The sequence below is a fragment of the Lysinibacillus sp. SGAir0095 genome (genome assembly GCF_005491425.1).
GTDB lineage: Bacteria > Bacillota > Bacilli > Bacillales_A > Planococcaceae > Ureibacillus.
Genome location: NZ_CP028083.1, coordinates 3,498,032 through 3,517,433, shown reverse-complemented (window position 1 = coordinate 3,517,433; position 19,402 = coordinate 3,498,032). Strand labels below are relative to the sequence as shown.

Below are 19,402 nucleotides of genomic sequence, written 5' to 3'. Positions count from 1 at the left end.
ATGACCCCTCTTTTCAACTACTTTTACTAAATCTAAGTATAGGTAGATGGAAGTTGAACTATACGGAAAGTCGGTAAGGACAAATTCGAAATTGAAAAATAATAACTTCAATAAGAAAAAACTATTAAAAATGAGAATGAAAAGAGAAGTTCTCGAATAATATTTTATAACTAATAGAAAAAAAATTTCTAAAGGGGTGAGTAGGTTGTTCCAATTATTTTTATTATTATTAGAAGTCGTCTATCTTTTTTTAGCCTTTAAAACAGGAGGTACTCTATACTTAATAGTTGCAATAGGATTAGGTGCTTGGTGGCTTTATGAGTTAAACAAAGATGTGAAAAAACGTAGTGAAGCATTATTAACTGATACTATTCAAAAAGTTGAACAGCACCCTCATACTCGCTATATCATTTCCTCTGATTATCTAAGTGTATTAATGCTTGATGAATATTCTAATACTTTAAGAATCTTAGAGAGAGAAGAAATTGAGAATGATTTCGACAAAAAAGAGTTTGACTTTGATGAACTCTATGAAATAGCTATTGTGGAAGATGACAATAATGTTGCCCTAACATCAAAAGGCGGTGTCCATGGTTGGTCCTTGATTGACGGGGGAGCAAAAGTAGATATCCATATAAATGAAATGGAAGAATCATCAGAAAAGAAAGAAAAAACAAATGAAGTTAAAAAATTAATCCTAAAAATTGTAGTAGATGATTTAGCAGAGCCAATAGTTGAGTATGTCTTTTTAGACAATGAACAGGAGATTCCAAAAGAACTGGATGAATACAAGGACATTTTTAAGGAATGTACTAAGTGGTATCAAAAAATTAGCGTTATTATTAAAAGACATGAACATGAACGTAAAATTCAAGAAGTTGCCATTAAGGGTTGGACATAGAACAAGTAATAGCAAATTTAGAAGGATTACAAATAATTTACAATTATTTGTAGTCCTTTTCTTTATAATTACTGTATAAGGAAGTGAAGGGGGGAGTACGCTTGAGAATTACAAAAACAAACAATTTGTTTCAGTTAACACTTTGGCCAAATTTCTTTCCTGTAAATTGTTATATTGTCGAAGAACAAGATGAGCTGATTTTAATAGATACAGGAATGGCTGCAAGTTTTAAAGGCATTGTAAGTTTAATAAATGAATTGGAAAAACCATTGACCAATATTGTTTTAACGCATGGACATGGTGATCATGTTGGTTCGTTAATGAAGTTAAAGAAAGCATATCCTGAAACTTGTGTGTCCATTTCCAATCGTGATAGCCGGTTGTTAAAAGGGGATACAACGTTAGATGAAACTGAACCACAATCGCCTATTAAAGGAGGTATACCCAAAAATCTGGATATCGTTCCTGAACGATTATTGAAAGAAGGGGATCAAGTCGGAACACTTGAAGTAGTTGGAACACCTGGCCATACACCAGGCTCAATTTCCTTATTTGAACGAAAGAATAGGGCAATCATAGTAGGCGATGCTTTTCAAACGCAAGGGAAAGTTGCTGTGTGCGGACAATTAGTACCATTGTTTCCTTTCCCCGCATTTGCTACATGGAATAAGGAATTATCGCTTGAAAGTGCTAAGAAAATACAGCTTTTATCTCCTCAAATCCTTGCAGTTGGACATGGAAAAATATTAGTAAGTCCTAAGGAAAATATTAATCATGCAATTGTTGATGCAGAAAGGAAAATCAATAAATATTTATAAGGATAATTGCCTTCAAAAAATATAGTGTCTCTTATTTGCAAATAGCATGTTAAAGATGGATGTTTACCGGTGTACCTATTGGGATGATTCTGGATAATTCTTCAACATCTTTGTTTTGCATGCGAATGCAACCTCTCGACACAGCCTTCCCGATTGAGCTAGGATCATTTGTTCCATGAATTCCGTAGCTTTGTTTCGATAAACTCATCCACATAGTTCCAATAGGGCCACCGGGATTAGGGGCTTTATTAATAATAATATAATTGCCAACGGGTGTATCATAGAGTATCCTTCCTACAGCAATTGGATATTGTTTTTGAAGTGCTCCATTGTGAAACAGCTTTAACCAGCGTCCATTAATCGAAACTTCAATCTGATAAGATAATGTATTGGGATCAGGAAATCCAGGTATCTCGATTAACTGTCCAACATGAATGACGTTTGGATTGATGGATGGATTTGCTCGAATGATTGTGGAAAGCGGTGTTCGATAGTCAACGGAAATTTGATAAAGGGTTTCTCCTGGCTTTACAGTATGAAGCATTAAGGTCAACTCCGTTCGAATATTTGTACCTAATAGTTTATGAGAGGTATGCAACAAGTACGGTGACAGGGATAATACATTCCATCCAGATTCATGAGGAATTTTGAATATTGAGTCAACTAGCCTTATATATATAGTTCAACTGTTGTATAATGATACAATTGAATATTGAATTTATACATAAACTGGAGGGCACAATGCGAAAGTATATTGGTGAGATTATGCTGTGTATAACAGCAATTATTTGGGGAAGCGGCTTTGTTGTGAGTAGCATTGCTTTGGAACATTATACTCCCTATCAAGTTTTGGCAGGAAGATTTTTAATTGGATTACTAGTTCTAGTTATCATTTTTTATAAGAAGTTAAAACAACTAAATAAGGGAATTATTATAAAAGGATTAGTGTTAGGCTTCTTTCTATATTTAGCCTTTGTGTTACAGACAGTTGGATTACAGTATACAACACCTTCGAAAAATGCATTTTTAACAGCAGTAAACGTGGTGATTGTTCCATTTATTGCATACTTCGCCTATAAAAGAAAAATTGATAAATTCGAATTAACTGGAGCCATTTTAGCAATCATTGGTATTGGCTTTTTATCCCTTCAATTTTCAACTGATATAAATGTAGGTGATATTTTAACTCTTGCCTGTGCAGTAGCGTTTGCATACCAAATTTTTTATACAGCCAAATATGTGAAGGACGAAGATCCGATTACGTTAACAATCGTGCAAATGTTTTTTGCTGCGGTGTTTGCATGGGTTATTGTTGTTTTCAAAGGGGAAACAAGCTTTTCATATGAAATGGAAGCTGTATCGTCAATTGTATATTTAGCTATTTTCTCTACAACGTTAGCCTATCTATTACAAACTATTGCACAAAAGTTTACAAACGAAACGAAGGCAGCGATCATCCTTTCAACCGAATCATTCTGGGGAATGCTTTTCTCAGTAATTCTATTGAGTGAAGTATTAACAACAAGAATGGTTATTGGAGCGATTTTAATCCTATTGGCTATTATGATTTCAGAAACTAAACTATCCTTCTTAAAAAGAAAGAGTATGGAAAAATTAATATAAGCAAGAGCCGCCTTGAAGAGTAAGGCGGTTTTTTTCTGTGTATATGGGACTCTTATGTATGACGCTTAGTTAAAGTACTTGTCGTTATTCCTACACAAAGAATAGTTACAATTGATAGGAGTAAAGTATTCGGTGAAATGAAAATCCCGCCTAAACATACTACAGCAGCGTCAATGATAAAAATGATAACCCCTACATTAATAAGTGTTCGATCCGAAATAAACTGAGCCAAAAGGTCTGTCCCGCCAGTACTTGTCTCAAACCTTAACATCAGACCTATACCAATTCCCACAAATATTCCCCCAAGAATTGAACTCATCATGGGGTCAAGTCGAATCAGCGAACGTAACGGTTTAAAAAGGTCTATTACTACCGAAGAAATAAGCAATCCATGTAAACTGTTAAAGAAATAAGGCTTATATTTGAACCAGGCAAGTACAAAAATTGGAATACTTAGCACAATAATCATCAAACCTATTTTTAGGTTAAACAAATAATAGATGATTAATGAAAGTCCAATAATCCCACCATCTAAAATCTCATAAGGCGTTAAGAAAACATTAATTCCCAAGGATAAAAAAATACTACCTACAATGATTGCCAAGCCTTTCTTAATAATAAGCATGCAACTCTCCTCACATTACTGGACATGCATTATTTTATGAAATGGCGAATGCGAAAATGAACGAGTTAATAGGCAGTATAAATAAAAATGAAAGTAGGTCTGTGAAACTTAGAGAGCTGGATATTGGCAAGACTGATTGCAAAATTGTCCAATTGAAGAGTTCCTAAAAAAGAAAATTCAGTAAATGTAAGAGAAACACACTTATATATGCGACACCTTCATAAAACAAATTGAGCGTTTTTCGCTATCATATAAACACCATTCTCGATTGTCTACCACGGAACCGACGTTAATCCAATAATTATTACTTGGCAAGTGTATTTCTTTGCCAAAATCAATGGGCTCAGTTATCTTTTTGGATTCAAGATAAATGCCGCTCCTATGGCTATGACCAAAGAAGACAAGTGAGGTATCGATTTCTAGAACGGATGTGTTTACGGGTTCCCATTTTTTGTCCCATTCAATCTGGTGACCATGTATTAAAGTGGCACCTTCAATCACTAATTTTTCCGGTAACGCAGCAAATCGTTGGATTCCGGTAACACTTGATATCCTTTCTTCCTGATTCCCACGAATTGATGGAAACGTTAATATTTTTTCAAAATCTTCTTCAATAATTGCTGCTGCTTTTAATGGAACATTTGAAAGGTTTATTGCTTTCTTCTTGCCAATCGTACATTCGTATAAATCGCCTAACCCAATCAAAATGGAATCAGGAGCAACTTCTTCAATCTGTTGTATAACTGCTTTTGTATCATCAATGCTTGAATGTAAATCTCCCAACAGAGCATATCTCATTTCTTCACCTTCACACATGGTAATATATTGCTTTTAGTTTACTGTAGTTTAATTAAAAAGAAAATACGAAGTAAATAGTGAGTTTGCCGGGAAAAATGAAATTATACCAAAGAAATTAAATTATTGTGCTCATAATATGTTTGTTACTTTGACAAGATAAAGGCATAACATTTTGGAGGTGTTTTTGACATGCAAAACAAAAATGGTAAACGTTTCACACAAACAGGTACAGATATTGAGGAAGTAAAGAGCCAAAATGCACAAGGATCTTCTGGTGCACAATCATTTGGGACTAACCCACAAAAGGTAAGAGAAGAAATCGCACAAGAGGCAGGTCCTTTTGGTAAGTCATATTCTTCTACACAAGCCCCCCAGTCTTTTGGCGGGAAAACAGCATCAGGTACAGATATCCAGAAGGTGAGAGAAGAGATCGCACAGGAGGCAGGTCCTTTTGGTAAATCATTCTCTTCAAGCCCATCACCACAATCTTACGGTGGGAAAACAGCGTCTGGTACGGACATTCAAAAAGTGAGAGAAGAAATCGCACAGGAGGCAGGTCCTTTTGGTAAGTCATTCTCTTCAAGCCCATCACCACAATCTTACGGTGGGAAAACAGCGTCTGGTACGGACATCCAAAAAGTAAGAGAAGAAATCGCACAGGAATCAGGACCATTTAATGTCCCTACACAGGAGCCTCAAGCTGGTAAAACGGTTACTGGTACTGATATTGCCGAAGTAAAAAGCCAAAACCAACAAGCAGAACAAGGGAAGAATAAATTTTAACCCAAGTTAAGTAAAAGCGCCTCTATTAAGGGGCGTTTTTATTTCATTTAGATTTTCTCTAATATGTGCAGCTTGGTTAATCTTATACATGGAAAGGAAAACGATTTATGCAAAATGACCATCATCAATACACGATTACTGGAACAAATATTGAAGAGGTAAAAAGAAAAAATGCAGAATCAGGACTATCCTATAAAGAAGTAATGGCGTATCTTGCTAAAACAGGTGGGAAAAATACAAAAATGTTTAGTGATACAGAAGTAGAAGAAGTCAAAAGACATATTCATCCCAATTAAAAACAAGAAGGTGACCATAGGACAAATATTGGTCACCAATTTTTTTTACATAATCAAATAAATTGTAATCAGAAAATTTACATATTAAAATTTAGAGACCAAGAATAAGGAAAAGGTGAGTACTTTATGGAAAATCATAAAAAAGATAAGCCATTAGAAGTAGATAAAAACGGTAAGTTTAATCGTCAAAAAAATCGTTTCACAGCTCCGTTTGGGGATAAGCCAGGGGAATTACCAGTTGAGGCGGGGCGTTACCGATTGTTATGGTCCCCTGTATGCCCTTGGGCTCATCGCTCCGTTATTGTTCGTAGAGTACTAGGATTAGAGGAGTCTATAAGCTTAGGAACAGCTAGTCCAATGCGTCCCAATATTCCGCGTGTTGACTGGGAGTTTTCTTTAGATGAAGGAAATAAAGACCCTGTCTTGGGAATTCAATATCTAAGTGAAGTGTATTTAAATGCAGATCCCAACTACGAAGGGCGACCTACAGTTCCTGCAATTATAGATGTGAAAGAAAAAAAGGTCGTGAATAACGATTACTTCCGATTGACAAATTATTTCGAAACAGTATGGTCACCATTGCATAAAGAAAATGCACCTAATCTCTATCCAGAAAGTCTGCGACAGGAAATTGATGCACTAAATGATGTCATCTTTCATGAAGTGAATAATGGGGTGTACAAATGTGGGTTTGCACGTTCTCAAGAAGCTTATGAAGAGGCCTATGATACATTATTCAATCAACTTGATGTGTTAGAGAATCGTTTAGCAACTCGTCGTTTCCTTTTGGGAGATTATATAACAGATTCAGATGTACGTCTTTTTGCCACATTAGTTAGATTTGATGTAGCCTATTATTCTGCCTTTAAGGCAAATCGTAATCGTATTGTTGATTTTCCAAATCTATGGGGCTATTTAAGAGATTTATATCAAACTCCAGGATTTGGTGACACGACAGACTTCGAAGCGATAAAAATTCATTATCATTTATCAAATCACATCGCTAGTGATGACCAAAAGAGCTTAAATATTTTGCCTAAGGGTCCAGATCTATCGAGCATTCATGCACCACATCATCGTGAAGCTATCAGTGGAATAGAGGAGAAATTCCTTATTGGTCACGATTAAGTCCATAAAAAGGAGAATGAAATGATAATTAGGGATGCAGTAAAGGGAGAATTTCAACATATTAAAGAATTACGATTACAGTCTTATATAGAGCATGCAAAAAAAATTCCAAGAACCCATTGGGAAGCATTAAAACAATCCATCCTTTCTGATGAAGAAACACAAGAAGGAATTGAACGGATTGTAGCTGAAATTGACGGTGAAATTGTTGGGACAGTTGCGTTATTTTCACCAGAAATTGAAGCATATAAAGGTCTTTTAGAAGGGCAATTAAACCATCCAGAACTAAGGATGTTAGCAGTTTCTCCAAATGCTAGAGGAAAAGGTGTAGCCAAAACGTTGGTATCAGAATGCATTGATCGCTCTAAGGAAAAAGGCTACAAATCAATGGGATTACATACTGCAGATTTTATGGAATCAGCAGTGAGACTTTATACAAGTCTTGGATTTATACGAGTACCAGAAAATGATTTTATTCCATTAGATGATGGAATTGTTGTCAAAGCTTTTAACATTAAGTTTTGATGGAATAGCGAAACTATTGATTTATAAAACGAAGTATAATTTGATAATCGATTCACACACTAGAGAGGAAGGAGCGTGTGAACGATGAATAAAGATTGGGACTCAATCGCGGAATCGAAAAAAGAATTTGCAGATTTACCCGCTAAGGAAAAACCAGATATGGTGGATTCGGATAGTATTAGTTTGTTTGATCTTCACGAGGATATGCAAACAGTTGATATAATTCCGATTGCAGAGTTAAATAAGCGAGTTAAGGCAGAAGATGACGAGCTACTCACAGAAGTATTTAGAAAAGAATCACCGGATGAAAAAAGACATAATTAGGCTAAAGCCAAATATAATAATAGTGCTATCCAAGTATTTTTAAGCTTGGATAGCTTTTTTATTTTTAATTAATGAGTGAGAAATTAGCCAAATATACAAAAAAATGTTCTAGATAATAAAGACACAGTTTACTCATTGCGGCAATGAAGCCCTATCATAGACGAAATATAGAATAGATTGTTGTTAATAGTCCATGAGAAAGGTTGTCGTGGACAATAATAGGCGAACCTCGGTGTTAATAGTCCACGAGAAAGGTTGTCGTGGACAATAAAGTGAGAGTTTCGGTGCTAATAGTCCACGAGAAAGGCCATCATGGACAATAAAGAGAGAATAATAGTCCACGAGAAAGGCTGTCGAGGACAATAAAGTGAGAGTTTCGGTGTTAATAGTCCATGAGAAAGGTTGTCGTGGACAATAAAGTGAGAGTTTCGGTGTTAATAGTCCACGAGAAAGGCAGTCGAGGACAATATAGTGAGAATCTCGGTGTTAATAGTCCCCGAGAAAGGCCATCGTGGACAATAAAGAGAGAACCTCGGTGCTAATAGTCCACGAGAAAGGTTGTCGTGGATTAAGTCCATATAATTGTGTAAAAAGAAAAAGAGTCATTTTATTCTCTCTTGGATACAATGTTTTCAGCGACGATAAACATGAAAGAGGGAATAATAATGACTCAATTACAGTTTAACTTAGATATGGACTTTTTAAAAGATTCTGTACTAAATTCTGACTTAAATACAGTGGTTAAATCTGCTTTAGTATTAGTTTTAAATGAGTTTATGGAAAAAGAAAGAGACGAATATTTAAATGCAGCGGCTTATGAGCGTTCGAATGATCGAATCGATTACCGAAATGGCTACTACGAGCGTGAAATCGTTATGAGTGTTGGAAAACTAACTTTAAAAGTTCCTAGAACTCGCAACGGTGAATTTTCTACTAGTGTGTTTGAAAAATATGCTAGACATGATCAAGCGTTGATTCTATCGATGATAGAAATGGTTGTAAATGGTGTCTCCACAAGAAAGGTAACTCAAATTGTGGAACAGCTTTGTGGTGAAACTGTATCAAAATCACTCGTGTCTTCACTGACTCAAAAACTAGATCCCATTATTAACACTTGGGCAAACAGACCTTTAAACACGACTTACTATCCTTATATTTTTCTGGACGCAATGTATATTAAAGTGCGTGAACATCACCAAGTTGTATCGAAGGCTGTCTATATTGCAACGGCTATTACAGAAGAGAATAAACGTGAAATTTTGGGTTTAAGTGTAGACCATGTGGAGAGCTATGATAGCTGGAGTCGTTTTCTTCAACACTTAAAATCCCGAGGAACTCAATCACCCAAGTTAGTTATATCTGATGCTCACCAAGGTTTACGAAAAGCCATCCAACGCGAATTCATCGGAACTACATGGCAAAGATGCAACGTACATTTTAAACGTAATATTATTGAAAAGCTGCCGAAAAAGGATTCAGGAGATTTCCGTCTCATGATTAGACGTATCTTTGATGCAGTTACCCTTGATGATATGCGCAAATTTAAAGATGAATTAATGAATCAGTATGCAGAAGATCGCAGATATGAAAAAGCACTTACAGTACTAGATGAAGGTTTCGAAGATACCATTCAATATATGAATTTTCCGAAAGGTATACGTGTCAATATTCGAAGTACGAATTCTCTGGAACGACTAAATCAAGAAGTACGTAGAAGAGAGAACGTAATCCGTATCTTCCCTAATACCCAATCTGCCTTTAGATTAGTTGGTGCTGTGTTAATGCACTATCAAGAAAACGATTATTCAAAAAGAACAGGACTTTCTAGATAGTATTTCTGATTTATCTTGTCAACCTTAACTCCCGCCCAGGGAGTATCTCACATTCCGTAAAGGCTATCAAAGTGAAAAGAGCCTTTGACAGCCTTTACGGAATATGAGTGATTAACCCATGGGAGTTAAGGGAGAAAAATGTAGTGGGTGGATAATTTATTACCCCCAATTTTTACAATTAAAATTTAGTTGAAAACATTCGTATTGAATTTTACACAATAACTTGGACTTGACTTTGTCGTGGACAATAAAGAGAGAATCTCGGTGTTAATAGTCCACGAGAAAGGTTGTCGTGGACAATAAAGAGAGAATCTCGGTGTTAATAGTCCACGAGAAAGGCCATCATGGAAAATAAGGAGAGAATCTCGGTGTTAATAGTCCACGAGAAAGGCAGTCGTGGACAATAAAAGGCGAACCTCGGTGTTAATAGTCCACGAGAAAGGTTGTCGTGGACAATAAAGAGAGAATCTCGGTGTTAATAGTCCATGAGAAAGGTTGTCGTGGACAATAAAGAGAGAAGCTCGGTGTTAATAGTCCACGAGCAGCACAATCGTAAGCTATAAATGGATTAACTGGTCATCAATACTTCATTTAGCTAAACCAACGAATCTATTGAAATTTCTGCTTGAAGCTAAAATATTCTAAGAAATTACAATTATTTCAACGGTGATTGATTGATAATTCTATAAGCAATTGTTAAAATTTAATTGTATTTTCAGAAAATTCTAAGTTCTGGATGGGGGTTTACAATGTTGGGGGATATCTTTACGGAAGAGCACGAAATGTTTCGAGTTGCTTTACGAAAAATGTTGGAAAAGGATGCCTATCCTTTCTTCGATGAGTGGGAATTACATAGGGAAGTGCCTAGATCCTTTTGGAGGACGTTAGGAGAAAACGGATTTTTATGTCCAATGGTAAGTGAGTCTTATGGCGGGTTAGGACTTGATTTTGGTTACTCTATGATTCTGGGCGAAGAATTAGAGCGTGTGGGAGCTGGTCCAGCAAGTGGAATTGTTCTACATTCTGATATCGTTGTCCCATATATAGAGGACTATGGTACAGAGGAGCAAAAAAGGAAGTGGCTACCTAAAAGTGTGAGTGGTGAGTATATATCAGCCATCGCGATGACCGAGCCAGGTGCTGGGTCAGATCTAGCGGGTATTCGAACTACAGCTCGTAAAGATGATGATTATTATATTATAAACGGGGAAAAAACCTTCATCACGAATGGCATTAATGCAGATTATGTTGTAGTCGTTTGTAAAACCGATCCATCAGCAGAGCCCGCTCATAGAGGAATTAGTCTAATTGTTGTTGAGAATGGCACTCCTGGTTTTAAAAGGGGTAAAAAGCTAAATAAAATTGGGATGCATTCTTCCGATACTGGTGAGCTAATCTTTGAAGATGCGAAAGTACCAGTCGCAAACTTGCTCGGTGAGGAAGGGAAGGGCTTTTATTATTTAATGGATAAATTGCAGCAAGAAAGGCTGTTAGTTGCAATTGAGGTGCAGATTGAAGCAGAGGAAATGTTTCGTATTACAAAAGAATATGTCAAAACCAGAAAAGCATTTAATCAAACCATAGCAGACTTCCAAAATACACAATTTAAATTAGCTGAGATGGCTACTGAAATTGATATTGGGCGTAATTATGTGAACAATCTTGTTGCTAAACATATAGCTGGTAAAAAAATCGTTAAAGAAGTATCCATGGCCAAGTGGTGGATTAGCGAAATGGCAAAACGCGTAGCAGCGGATTGCCTTCAGCTGCATGGAGGATATGGCTATATGGAAGAATACGAGATTGCAAGACGCTTTAGAGATATTCCAGTAGCTGCGATTTACGCAGGAACAACAGAAATTATGAAGGGGATTATTGCAAAAGAGATTTTAAAATAATGTACGGGCTTAATTTTTAATGGGACATTGTTGTTCACCATAAAAAAGGGGGATGTGTATGTTTATATTAAATGTTTTAAAACAGCATGCAACAAGTACACCTGACACACTAGCAATTGCTTTTGAAGAGAATGAGTGGACATATAGCGAGCTATATAGGAATGCTCAAAAAATTGCGGGATATCTACAACAGCAAGGTTATCAAAAGGGGGATATCGTTGCTCAATTTATGCTGAATTCCGATTTATTTATGGCTGTTTATTATGGTGTACAATTAGCCGGACTTACGGTTATGCCAGTGAACACAAAGCTTGCCACACCTGAAGTGGAATATATATTCTCACATTCGGAGGCAAAGCTATTATTCTTTGATGAAAAAATTGAACAAACAATTGCCACGTCTACTCACAGCTTTAAAGAGAAAATCAATGTAGCAAAAATTCGCGAAATATTAAAAGCGGATTCAACCGATATTAACTCTGTCTCATTAGCACCAGATGATACTGCAGTAGTGATGTATACATCAGGTACAACTGGAAAACCAAAAGGGGTGCAGTTATCCCATAGAAACGTTTATGAGACTGCTGAAATTTGGTCCGAATCTATGAAAATGACAAGCATGGATCGCATGTATATTTGTACGCCGCTCTTCCATTGTGCAGGAAGTCATGTATTTGCCGTGCCAACAATGTATCGTGGAGGAGCAGTCATCATTGAAGAAGCATTTTCACCAGATCGAACATTAAAAAATTTAGTCGAAACAAAGGCTACTATTTTCTTTGGTGTACCGGCGATGTACACTATTTTACTAAACAAACCAGAGCTTCAAAGGTATAGTTTTGAACATTTAAGAATGTTTGTTTATGGTGCAGCACCGATGCCATACGAATTGGTAAAGCGTTTAAAGGATACGTTCCCAAAAGTAAATGTTCAAAATTGCTACGGCCAAACAGAGAATTCACCTGCTGCGTCTTCCTTAATAGACCAAGACGCATTAAAGAAAATTGGGTCAGTTGGTAGACCTTTACCACGCACTGAAATTAAACTAGTAGATGCTTTAGGCGAGGAAGTAGCTCTAGGTGAAGTAGGAGAAATTTGTGTGAAGGGTCCTCAAGTGATGAAAGGGTATCTTCGCAATCCTGAAGAAACTTCAAGGACCATTCAAAATGGGTGGTTGTATTCAGGAGATTTAGGGCGTTTTGACGAAGAAGGATTTTTATATATCGTTGACCGGAAGAAAGATATGATCATTCGAGGCGGCGAAAATATTTATCCAATCGAAGTTGAGGAAGTATTATATCAGGTTCCGCAAGTGTTGGAGGCTGCAGTTGTAGGCATTCCACACGAAGTATACGGAGAAGTGCCGAAAGCCTTCGTTGTAGTAAAAGGAGAACAATCCCTGACTATAGAAGAAGTAATAACATACTGTGAAACGCAGTTAGCCAAATATAAGGTCCCTATGGAAGTAGAGTTTTTGACGGAGTTACCACGCAATGCATCTGGTAAAGTGTTAAAACATACGTTAAGACCTAAGGTAAGTGAACCAGCACAATAAAGCGAGGGGGATACAAATGGAGAATGTATATCTAGTAGAGGGGGCACGAACTGCGTTTACAGCCTTTGGTGGATCATTTGCCACTATAGATGCAGTCGAACTTGGTACACAAACAGCAATTGAAGCCTTAAAAAGAGCAAATGTACAACCCGGACAAGTGGATCATGTTGTATATGGCGGTGTTATTGCGACCAATGTTAATGCAGCGTATTTAGCTCGCCATATTGGTTTGAAAGCGGGTGTTCCAAAGGAAGTGCCGGCCTTAACATTAAATCGACTTTGTGGTTCAGGGCTACAATCGATTGTCACAGCCGCTCAACATATTTTACTTGGAGAAGCAGATATCGTGCTGGCGGGTGGTACTGAAAACATGTCGCAATCACCATACTCTAATTTTGAGCAACGATTTAGTGGAGCTAAACTGGGTAACCTACAATTCATTGATATGTTGCAAGCTACTTTAACAGATCAATATACGGGTTCTGGAATGGGAATGACAGCCGAGAAATTAGCTGAAATTTATGATATTTCTCGTCAAGAACAAGATGAGTTTGCAGTACAATCACATCAAAGAGCTGCGCAGGCACGAGAAGCTGGTTACTTTAAAGAAGAAATTGTCCCTGTTTCGGTAAAAACGCGAAAAGGGGAAATGACAATTGAAGTGGATGAGCATATAAAGGAAGCAACCAATGTTGAAAGCCTCTCTAAACTTCGTCCAGCATTTAAAAAAGATGGATCTGTTACTGCTGGAAATGCATCAGGTATTAATGATGGCGCTGCTTCAGTAATAGTTGCGAGTGAAAAGGCGGTAAAAGAAAATAATTTACAGCCAATAGCGCGAATCATTTCATGGGGAGTAGCCGGAGTTGATCCAACAATTATGGGGATAGGCCCTGTTCCTGCTATCAATCAAGCATTACAAAAAGCCAATTTAACGATTGATGATATGGATTTAGTAGAAGTAAATGAAGCCTTTGCTGCTCAATATCTAGCTGTTGAAAAAGAGCTTGGGTTAAACCGTGAAATTACAAATGTAAACGGGGGAGCAATTGCTCTGGGACATCCTGTTGGTGCTAGTGGTACACGAATTGCCTTGGCAAGTAGCTATGAATTAAAACGCCGTGGTGGAAAATATGCAGTAGTAAGCCTATGTATTGGCGGTGGCCAAGGAATTGCCCTTGTAATTGAATCAATTTAAATCTAGTACTTAATGGACTTAGAAGTTTCAATCGGAACTTTTAAGTCCTTTTTTACGTATAGAGTTATATGAATTTAAGTTGAAAAGTTAATGAAAAGGGTATAATTTAGATGATTTACTTTTGTAAGTACATTCATTTAATTATAGCTAACGGTTTTAGAAACCTTTGAAAGTTTAAAATAGGAGATTCGTTTTTTTCATATTTTACAGGAATATTAAGAAGTGATGTTTTAGTAAAGGATGCATATTAACATATTAACAAAATGTGTTAAACTAACATTTAGATTGATAAAATTAACATAATTTTTCATGCTGAATTAGAATGTACCAATAAGCTTTTGTGTACATTTAATCTCTTAAATACTATAACAATTAAAGTGAGATGAAAGATAATGGAACAACCATTTTTACCAATATTATTAGGCTCTGATATGAACGCTTACGGTATGGCTCGTGCATTTTACGAAGCGTATGGCATAAAGCCCCTTATTCTTGGACGTTCGCATTTAACGGCGACTCAAGATAGCCGAATCTTATATTTCCAGGAAATCGCGAATTTAAACCAACAGGATGTCTTTGTGCCTGCACTGGAAAAAGTTGCAAAACAATATCCAGATAAAAAATTATTATTGTTAGCTTGCGGGGATGACTATGCAAAGCTAATTATTAAAAATAAACAAGAATTAGAAAAATACTTTACAGTGCCATACATAGATGAATCTTTAATGGATCAAATTCTATTAAAAGAAAACTTCTATAAAATGTGTGAGAAGTATAACTTCAAATACCCTGGTACAACAACGGTTACTGCTGAAAATTATCAGGAATTCACGCCACCATTTGAATATCCAATCATCTTAAAAGCATCTAACTCTGTTGCTTACTGGGCTTGTAGCTTCCCAGGAAAAAAGAAAGTGTTTGTAGCACATGATGAAGCTGAAAAAACAGCTATATTAAAAGCTATCTACGCATCAAGCTATCAAGATACGATGATCGTTCAGGAATTTATACCGGGTGACGATTCTTATATGCGTGTTCTGAATGCTTATGTAGGTAAAGATGGTAAAGTAAAATTAATGTGTCTAGGTAATCCAATCTTAGAGGAGCATTCACCAGATGGTATCGGAAGTTACGCAGCAATCATTACAACTTATGATGAAAAGCTAATGGATAAAGTTCGTCATTTCTTAGAGGATATCGGCTACACTGGTTTTGCCAACTTCGATATGAAGTACGATGCGCGTGATGGTGAGTACAAGCTATTCGAAATTAACCTTCGTAACGGCCGTTCTAGTTATTTCGTAACTGCTGCAGGCTATAACTTAATGAAGTACGTAGCGGACGATCGTATGTTGAACATAAAACAAGAGTTAACTTATGCTGATAACAACCATTTGTGGATGATTATTCCAAAAGGTGTTTTATTTAAATATGCATCGAATGAGAAAATGAAAATTGAAGCAAAAAGCTTAATTCGTCAAGGGAAATGGACAAACTCTTTATTCTATAAAGAGGACATGAATTTAAAACGTTGGGTTAAAATAACTTTAAATAATTTAAACTACTATCGTAAGTATAAAAAATATTTCAATAAAAAAGGTTTGGAAGAATGAGAAAAACATTAGGTATTATCGGTGGTGTCGGTCCGTTAGCAACGATGTTTATCGGCGAGATGATTGTCCGCCGAACGAGTGCCACAAAAGATCAGGAGCATGTGCATACAATCATAGATAATGATACTTCGATTCCAGATCGTACAGCGTATATTCTAGACCAAACTAATGAAAATCCAGTCCCATATTTAATAAAAGATGCTGCTAAATTAGCAAATTCTGGTGCAGATTTGATTTGTATTCCTTGTAATACGGCACATACATTTTATGAAGAATTACAATCAGCTTCCCCAGTCCCTGTACTGCATATGATTCGGGAAACTGCAATAAGAGCTGCTTCTACAGGTGCAAAACGTGTTGGTGTTTTAGCAACAGATGGCACACTTGCTTCGGGTGTTTACCAACAAGCATTAATCGAGCAAGATATTGAACCGGTCGTTCCGGATATGGTAATTCAAAAACAAGTGATGTCAATCATCTATGATTACGTGAAGGCTGGAAAAGAAGTTTCTGTACATCAATGGAATGTAATTGAGCAAGCCATGCTTCAACTAGACTGTGACAAAATTATTTTGGGATGTACTGAGCTTTCCATTGTAAATAAAGATTTAAAGTTAGATAACCGTTACATCGATTCACTAATGGTTCTAGCCGAAAGTGCAATCATTGCATGCGGCTACGAACTAAATACGCCGGTTAAAATCTAAGCCTGCCTTTTATAGGCAGGTTTTTTTTCGGAATTTTAATTTGTGTGTAAGTAGTATAGATAAAGGAAATAATCTTAAGTGATATACAGAAAGTGTTAGGACTCGCAGCCTGACCAACATCTAATTGGCCTCGGGAGACAAGTCGTAGAGACAACAACAATTTGGCTTGAGCGACTTGTGTGCTTAGAGCGCTCACATAATAATCGATTAATTAGAATTTTTATTAGCACATCTCTTAGTTTTAATAGATAGGTTTTGAATTGTGTCCTAGAGCGTTCAAATTCCTTCACACAGGATAGAAAAAACGTGCCAATATCGAGTAAAGTAATCAAATTATGGTACACTATACGCAAGTAACTAAAGGTAGGTAAACTAATCATGTCCGTAATCAATTTATTAAACGAAACATTACAAAACAAATGGAATTATGAAACAACAATGAAGGTTCAGGACGAAATGATTCCAGCAATGCTCGAGGGCAAAGACGTTGTGGCAGAATCTCCAACAGGATCAGGCAAAACATTGGCATATGTACTACCAATATTAAATAAAGTAGATGGTAGCAAAAAACAAACACAGGCCCTAATTGTTGCTCCCTCACAAGAGCTGGCAATGCAAATCGTTGAGGTTATTCGTGAATGGACTGCAGGTTCAGACATAACAGTACAGCAACTAATCGGGGGCGCTAACTCTGCTCGCCAAATTGAAAAACTAAAGAAAAAACCAACAATCGTTGTTGGAACACCAGGACGTTTAAACGAACTAGCAAGAGCAAATAAATTAAAGCTAAAAGAAATTCAAATCGTTGTACTAGATGAATGTGACCAATTATTAAGTCGTGAATACCGTGTAACTGTTAAATCCTTTATCGAAGGGGCGGCTTACGGAAGACAGGTGGTAGTGGTTTCTGCAACGATTACAGAAGAAATCAAGCTAGTCGCAAGTCGTTTGATGTTTGAACCAATTCATATCGAGATTAAACCTGAAGACATGGTTCAAGTTGGGAAGGTAGAACATTCCTTTATCAAGGTAGATGAGCGAGATAAAACGGATATGCTTCGTAGACTTGCCAATATCGAAGATCTACATGGATTAGCATTTGTAAATAATATCGATCAAGTACTAATGAAAGAAACGAAATTAAAATATCGTGATGCAAAAGTTGTAACACTTCATTCCGATATGAAAAAAGAAGAACGTAAAAAGGCATTAGATGCATTTAGAAAAGGGGAAGCTCGTATACTAATTGCCACTGATATTGCTGCTCGTGGATTAGATATTGAAGGGCTAACACATGTGATTCATGTGGATGTTCCACGTACAATCGAACAATATACACATCGTTCTGGCCGAACTGGACGTGCCGGAGCAGATGGTGAAGTACTAACGTTGCTTTCTTACAAAGATGAAAAGGACTATAAAAAGCTAACACGAGAAATGAAGGTAAAAGCAGTTCAAAAAGTTTGGAATATGGGGAATATCGTGGAAGGTAACTCAAAAACAGTTACACAAAAGAGAGGGAATTAGGATGACTTTTGAGGAGAAATTAGAGCAATATGCCGAATTAGCAGTAAAAATTGGCGTGAACATTCAAAAGGGGCAATATTTATTAATCAATACTTCTACAGATACACTCGAATTTACACGTATCGTCGTAAAAAAAGCTTATGAAGCTGGGGCAGGTAGAGTTCAGGTCAACTTGACAGACCCTGATATTACACGTTCATTTTATGAATTCGGTGGTGAAGAGGAATTTAGCAAGTTTCCGAAATGGACTGTTGCTCAAAGACACGAATTGATTGAACGAAAAGGTGCACTTTTATGGATTGATGCGGAGGACCCGGATTTACTGGCAGGAATTCCTTCCTCACGCATATCTGCGCAGGAGAAAGCGTCAGGTACAGCATTAGTTCGCTATCGCAAAGCCATTATGAACGACGAAATTGCTTGGTCAATTATTGCAGTTCCATCTAAAAAATGGGCTGCAAAGGTGTTCCCGGATTTACCTGAATCGGAGCAAATGCCTGCTTTATGGGAAGCAATTTTCAAAACAGTTCGCATTGGTGAGGGTGATGCTGTGAGTAATTGGGTACAACATATTGAGACATTACAAGATCGTGCAGCTCAACTTAACAAGATGAAAATTTCAAAACTTCATTATAAAGCACCTGGAACGGACTTAACAATTGAGCTTCCCGAAAAGCATTTATGGATTTCTGGCAGCAGCAATACTCCGCAAGGAACAACATTCATTGCCAATATGCCAACTGAAGAAGTGTTTACTTTACCTGCTAAATATGGGGTAAATGGGGTTGTAAGTAGTACGAAGCCTTTAGCATATCAAGGGAATATTATTGATCAATTCTCTTTAAAGTTCGAAAAAGGTAAAATTGTTGAAGCACGTGCTGAAGTAGGAAATGATTTACTGCAAGAATTAATCACTTCAGATGAAGGGTCTTCCTTCTTAGGTGAGGTGGCCTTAGTTCCACACAAGTCGCCGATTTCAGAATCAGGAATTTTATATTACAACACTTTATTTGATGAAAATGCCTCAAACCATCTAGCAATCGGTGAAGCATACCCAACATGCTTTGAAGGTGGTCAAGATCTTGAGGAAGGCCAATTAGAAGCTCTAGGGATTAACGTGTCAATTACTCATGTTGACTTCATGATAGGTAGTGGAGAAATGGACATTGATGGTATATTGCCAGATGGAACAGAGCAACCAATCTTCCGAAAAGGGAATTGGGCATTTTAATGGTGGCCCAACGAAAAGTT

General features: G+C 36.8%; 19 protein-coding genes. 16 read left to right on the top strand and 3 right to left on the bottom strand.

Going from position 1 to position 19,402, the window contains the following annotated elements; genetic code table 11:
- Positions 1-205 precede the first annotated feature (205 nt).
- Complete coding sequence (locus C1N55_RS17400; protein ID WP_137729974.1) at positions 206-901, top strand: hypothetical protein; 696 nt, start codon at positions 206-208, stop codon at positions 899-901.
- 101 nt (positions 902-1,002) lie between these two features.
- Positions 1,003-1,719 carry an MBL fold metallo-hydrolase gene (locus tag C1N55_RS17395; RefSeq protein WP_137729973.1) on the top strand — a complete coding sequence of 239 codons (717 nt, stop codon included), beginning with the start codon at positions 1,003-1,005 and terminating at the stop codon, positions 1,717-1,719.
- Positions 1,720-1,768: 49 nt separating this feature from the next.
- Here C1N55_RS17395 and C1N55_RS17390 read toward each other — a convergent pair whose 3' ends face one another.
- Positions 1,769-2,263 carry a L,D-transpeptidase family protein gene (locus tag C1N55_RS17390; RefSeq protein WP_137729972.1) on the bottom strand — a complete coding sequence of 165 codons (495 nt, stop codon included), beginning with the start codon at positions 2,261-2,263 and terminating at the stop codon, positions 1,769-1,771.
- A gap of 197 nt (positions 2,264-2,460) precedes the next feature.
- Between C1N55_RS17390 and C1N55_RS17385 the strand changes: the two genes are divergently transcribed.
- Positions 2,461-3,342, top strand: a complete 882-nt coding sequence (locus tag C1N55_RS17385) for a DMT family transporter (protein ID WP_137729971.1) — start codon at positions 2,461-2,463, stop codon at positions 3,340-3,342.
- Positions 3,343-3,394: 52 nt separating this feature from the next.
- Here the strand turns inward: C1N55_RS17385 and C1N55_RS17380 are convergent, their stop codons facing one another.
- Both C1N55_RS17380 and C1N55_RS17375 read right to left on the bottom strand, forming a co-directional pair.
- A complete protein-coding gene (locus tag C1N55_RS17380; protein WP_137729970.1) occupies positions 3,395-3,967 on the bottom strand; it encodes a YitT family protein in 573 nt (190 codons plus the stop codon).
- 201 nt (positions 3,968-4,168) lie between these two features.
- Positions 4,169-4,765, bottom strand: coding sequence for a metallophosphoesterase family protein (locus C1N55_RS17375; protein WP_137729969.1), 597 nt, complete (start codon positions 4,763-4,765; stop codon positions 4,169-4,171).
- A 189-nt stretch (positions 4,766-4,954) separates the two neighbouring features.
- Here C1N55_RS17375 and C1N55_RS17370 point away from each other — a divergent pair, with 189 nt between their 5' ends.
- From C1N55_RS17370 to C1N55_RS17310, 13 genes are all read left to right on the top strand, one after another.
- Positions 4,955-5,548 carry a gamma-type small acid-soluble spore protein gene (locus C1N55_RS17370; protein WP_137729968.1) on the top strand — a complete coding sequence of 198 codons (594 nt, stop codon included), beginning with the start codon at positions 4,955-4,957 and terminating at the stop codon, positions 5,546-5,548.
- 107 nt (positions 5,549-5,655) lie between these two features.
- Entirely contained in the window at positions 5,656-5,844 is a 189-nt protein-coding gene (locus C1N55_RS17365) for a gamma-type small acid-soluble spore protein (RefSeq protein ID WP_137729967.1), read from the top strand.
- 126 nt (positions 5,845-5,970) lie between these two features.
- On the top strand, positions 5,971-6,972 hold the full coding sequence (locus C1N55_RS17360) for a glutathione S-transferase family protein (RefSeq protein WP_137729966.1): 1,002 nt from the start codon (positions 5,971-5,973) through the stop codon (positions 6,970-6,972).
- A gap of 21 nt (positions 6,973-6,993) precedes the next feature.
- Complete coding sequence (locus tag C1N55_RS17355) at positions 6,994-7,497, top strand: GNAT family N-acetyltransferase (RefSeq protein ID WP_137729965.1); 504 nt, start codon at positions 6,994-6,996, stop codon at positions 7,495-7,497.
- A gap of 84 nt (positions 7,498-7,581) precedes the next feature.
- The gene (locus C1N55_RS17350; RefSeq protein WP_137729964.1) at positions 7,582-7,821 is read left to right on the top strand and encodes a hypothetical protein; all 240 of its coding nucleotides are present in this window, start codon (positions 7,582-7,584) and stop codon (positions 7,819-7,821) included.
- 665 nt (positions 7,822-8,486) lie between these two features.
- Positions 8,487-9,653 (top strand): IS256 family transposase, encoded by a 1,167-nt coding sequence (locus C1N55_RS17345; RefSeq protein ID WP_137727068.1) that lies wholly within the window; start codon positions 8,487-8,489, stop codon positions 9,651-9,653.
- 749 nt (positions 9,654-10,402) lie between these two features.
- Positions 10,403-11,551, top strand: a complete 1,149-nt coding sequence (locus C1N55_RS17340; RefSeq protein ID WP_137729963.1) for an acyl-CoA dehydrogenase family protein — start codon at positions 10,403-10,405, stop codon at positions 11,549-11,551.
- 52 nt (positions 11,552-11,603) lie between these two features.
- The gene (locus tag C1N55_RS17335; RefSeq protein ID WP_137729962.1) at positions 11,604-13,106 is read left to right on the top strand and encodes a class I adenylate-forming enzyme family protein; all 1,503 of its coding nucleotides are present in this window, start codon (positions 11,604-11,606) and stop codon (positions 13,104-13,106) included.
- 16 nt (positions 13,107-13,122) lie between these two features.
- The gene (locus tag C1N55_RS17330) at positions 13,123-14,304 is read left to right on the top strand and encodes an acetyl-CoA C-acetyltransferase (RefSeq protein ID WP_137729961.1); all 1,182 of its coding nucleotides are present in this window, start codon (positions 13,123-13,125) and stop codon (positions 14,302-14,304) included.
- A 392-nt stretch (positions 14,305-14,696) separates the two neighbouring features.
- On the top strand, positions 14,697-15,917 hold the full coding sequence (locus C1N55_RS17325) for a carboxylate--amine ligase (RefSeq protein ID WP_137729960.1): 1,221 nt from the start codon (positions 14,697-14,699) through the stop codon (positions 15,915-15,917).
- Positions 15,914-16,624: a cysteate racemase gene (locus C1N55_RS17320; RefSeq protein ID WP_137729959.1), complete on the top strand. Its 711-nt coding sequence runs from the start codon at positions 15,914-15,916 to the stop codon at positions 16,622-16,624. The genes C1N55_RS17325 and C1N55_RS17320 overlap by 4 nt, the downstream gene beginning before the upstream one ends.
- 378 nt (positions 16,625-17,002) lie before the next feature.
- The gene (locus tag C1N55_RS17315) at positions 17,003-18,151 is read left to right on the top strand and encodes a DEAD/DEAH box helicase (RefSeq protein WP_137729958.1); all 1,149 of its coding nucleotides are present in this window, start codon (positions 17,003-17,005) and stop codon (positions 18,149-18,151) included.
- A gap of 1 nt (position 18,152) precedes the next feature.
- Positions 18,153-19,382, top strand: a complete 1,230-nt coding sequence (locus C1N55_RS17310) for an aminopeptidase (RefSeq protein ID WP_137729957.1) — start codon at positions 18,153-18,155, stop codon at positions 19,380-19,382.
- Positions 19,383-19,402: the final 20 nt, after the last annotated feature.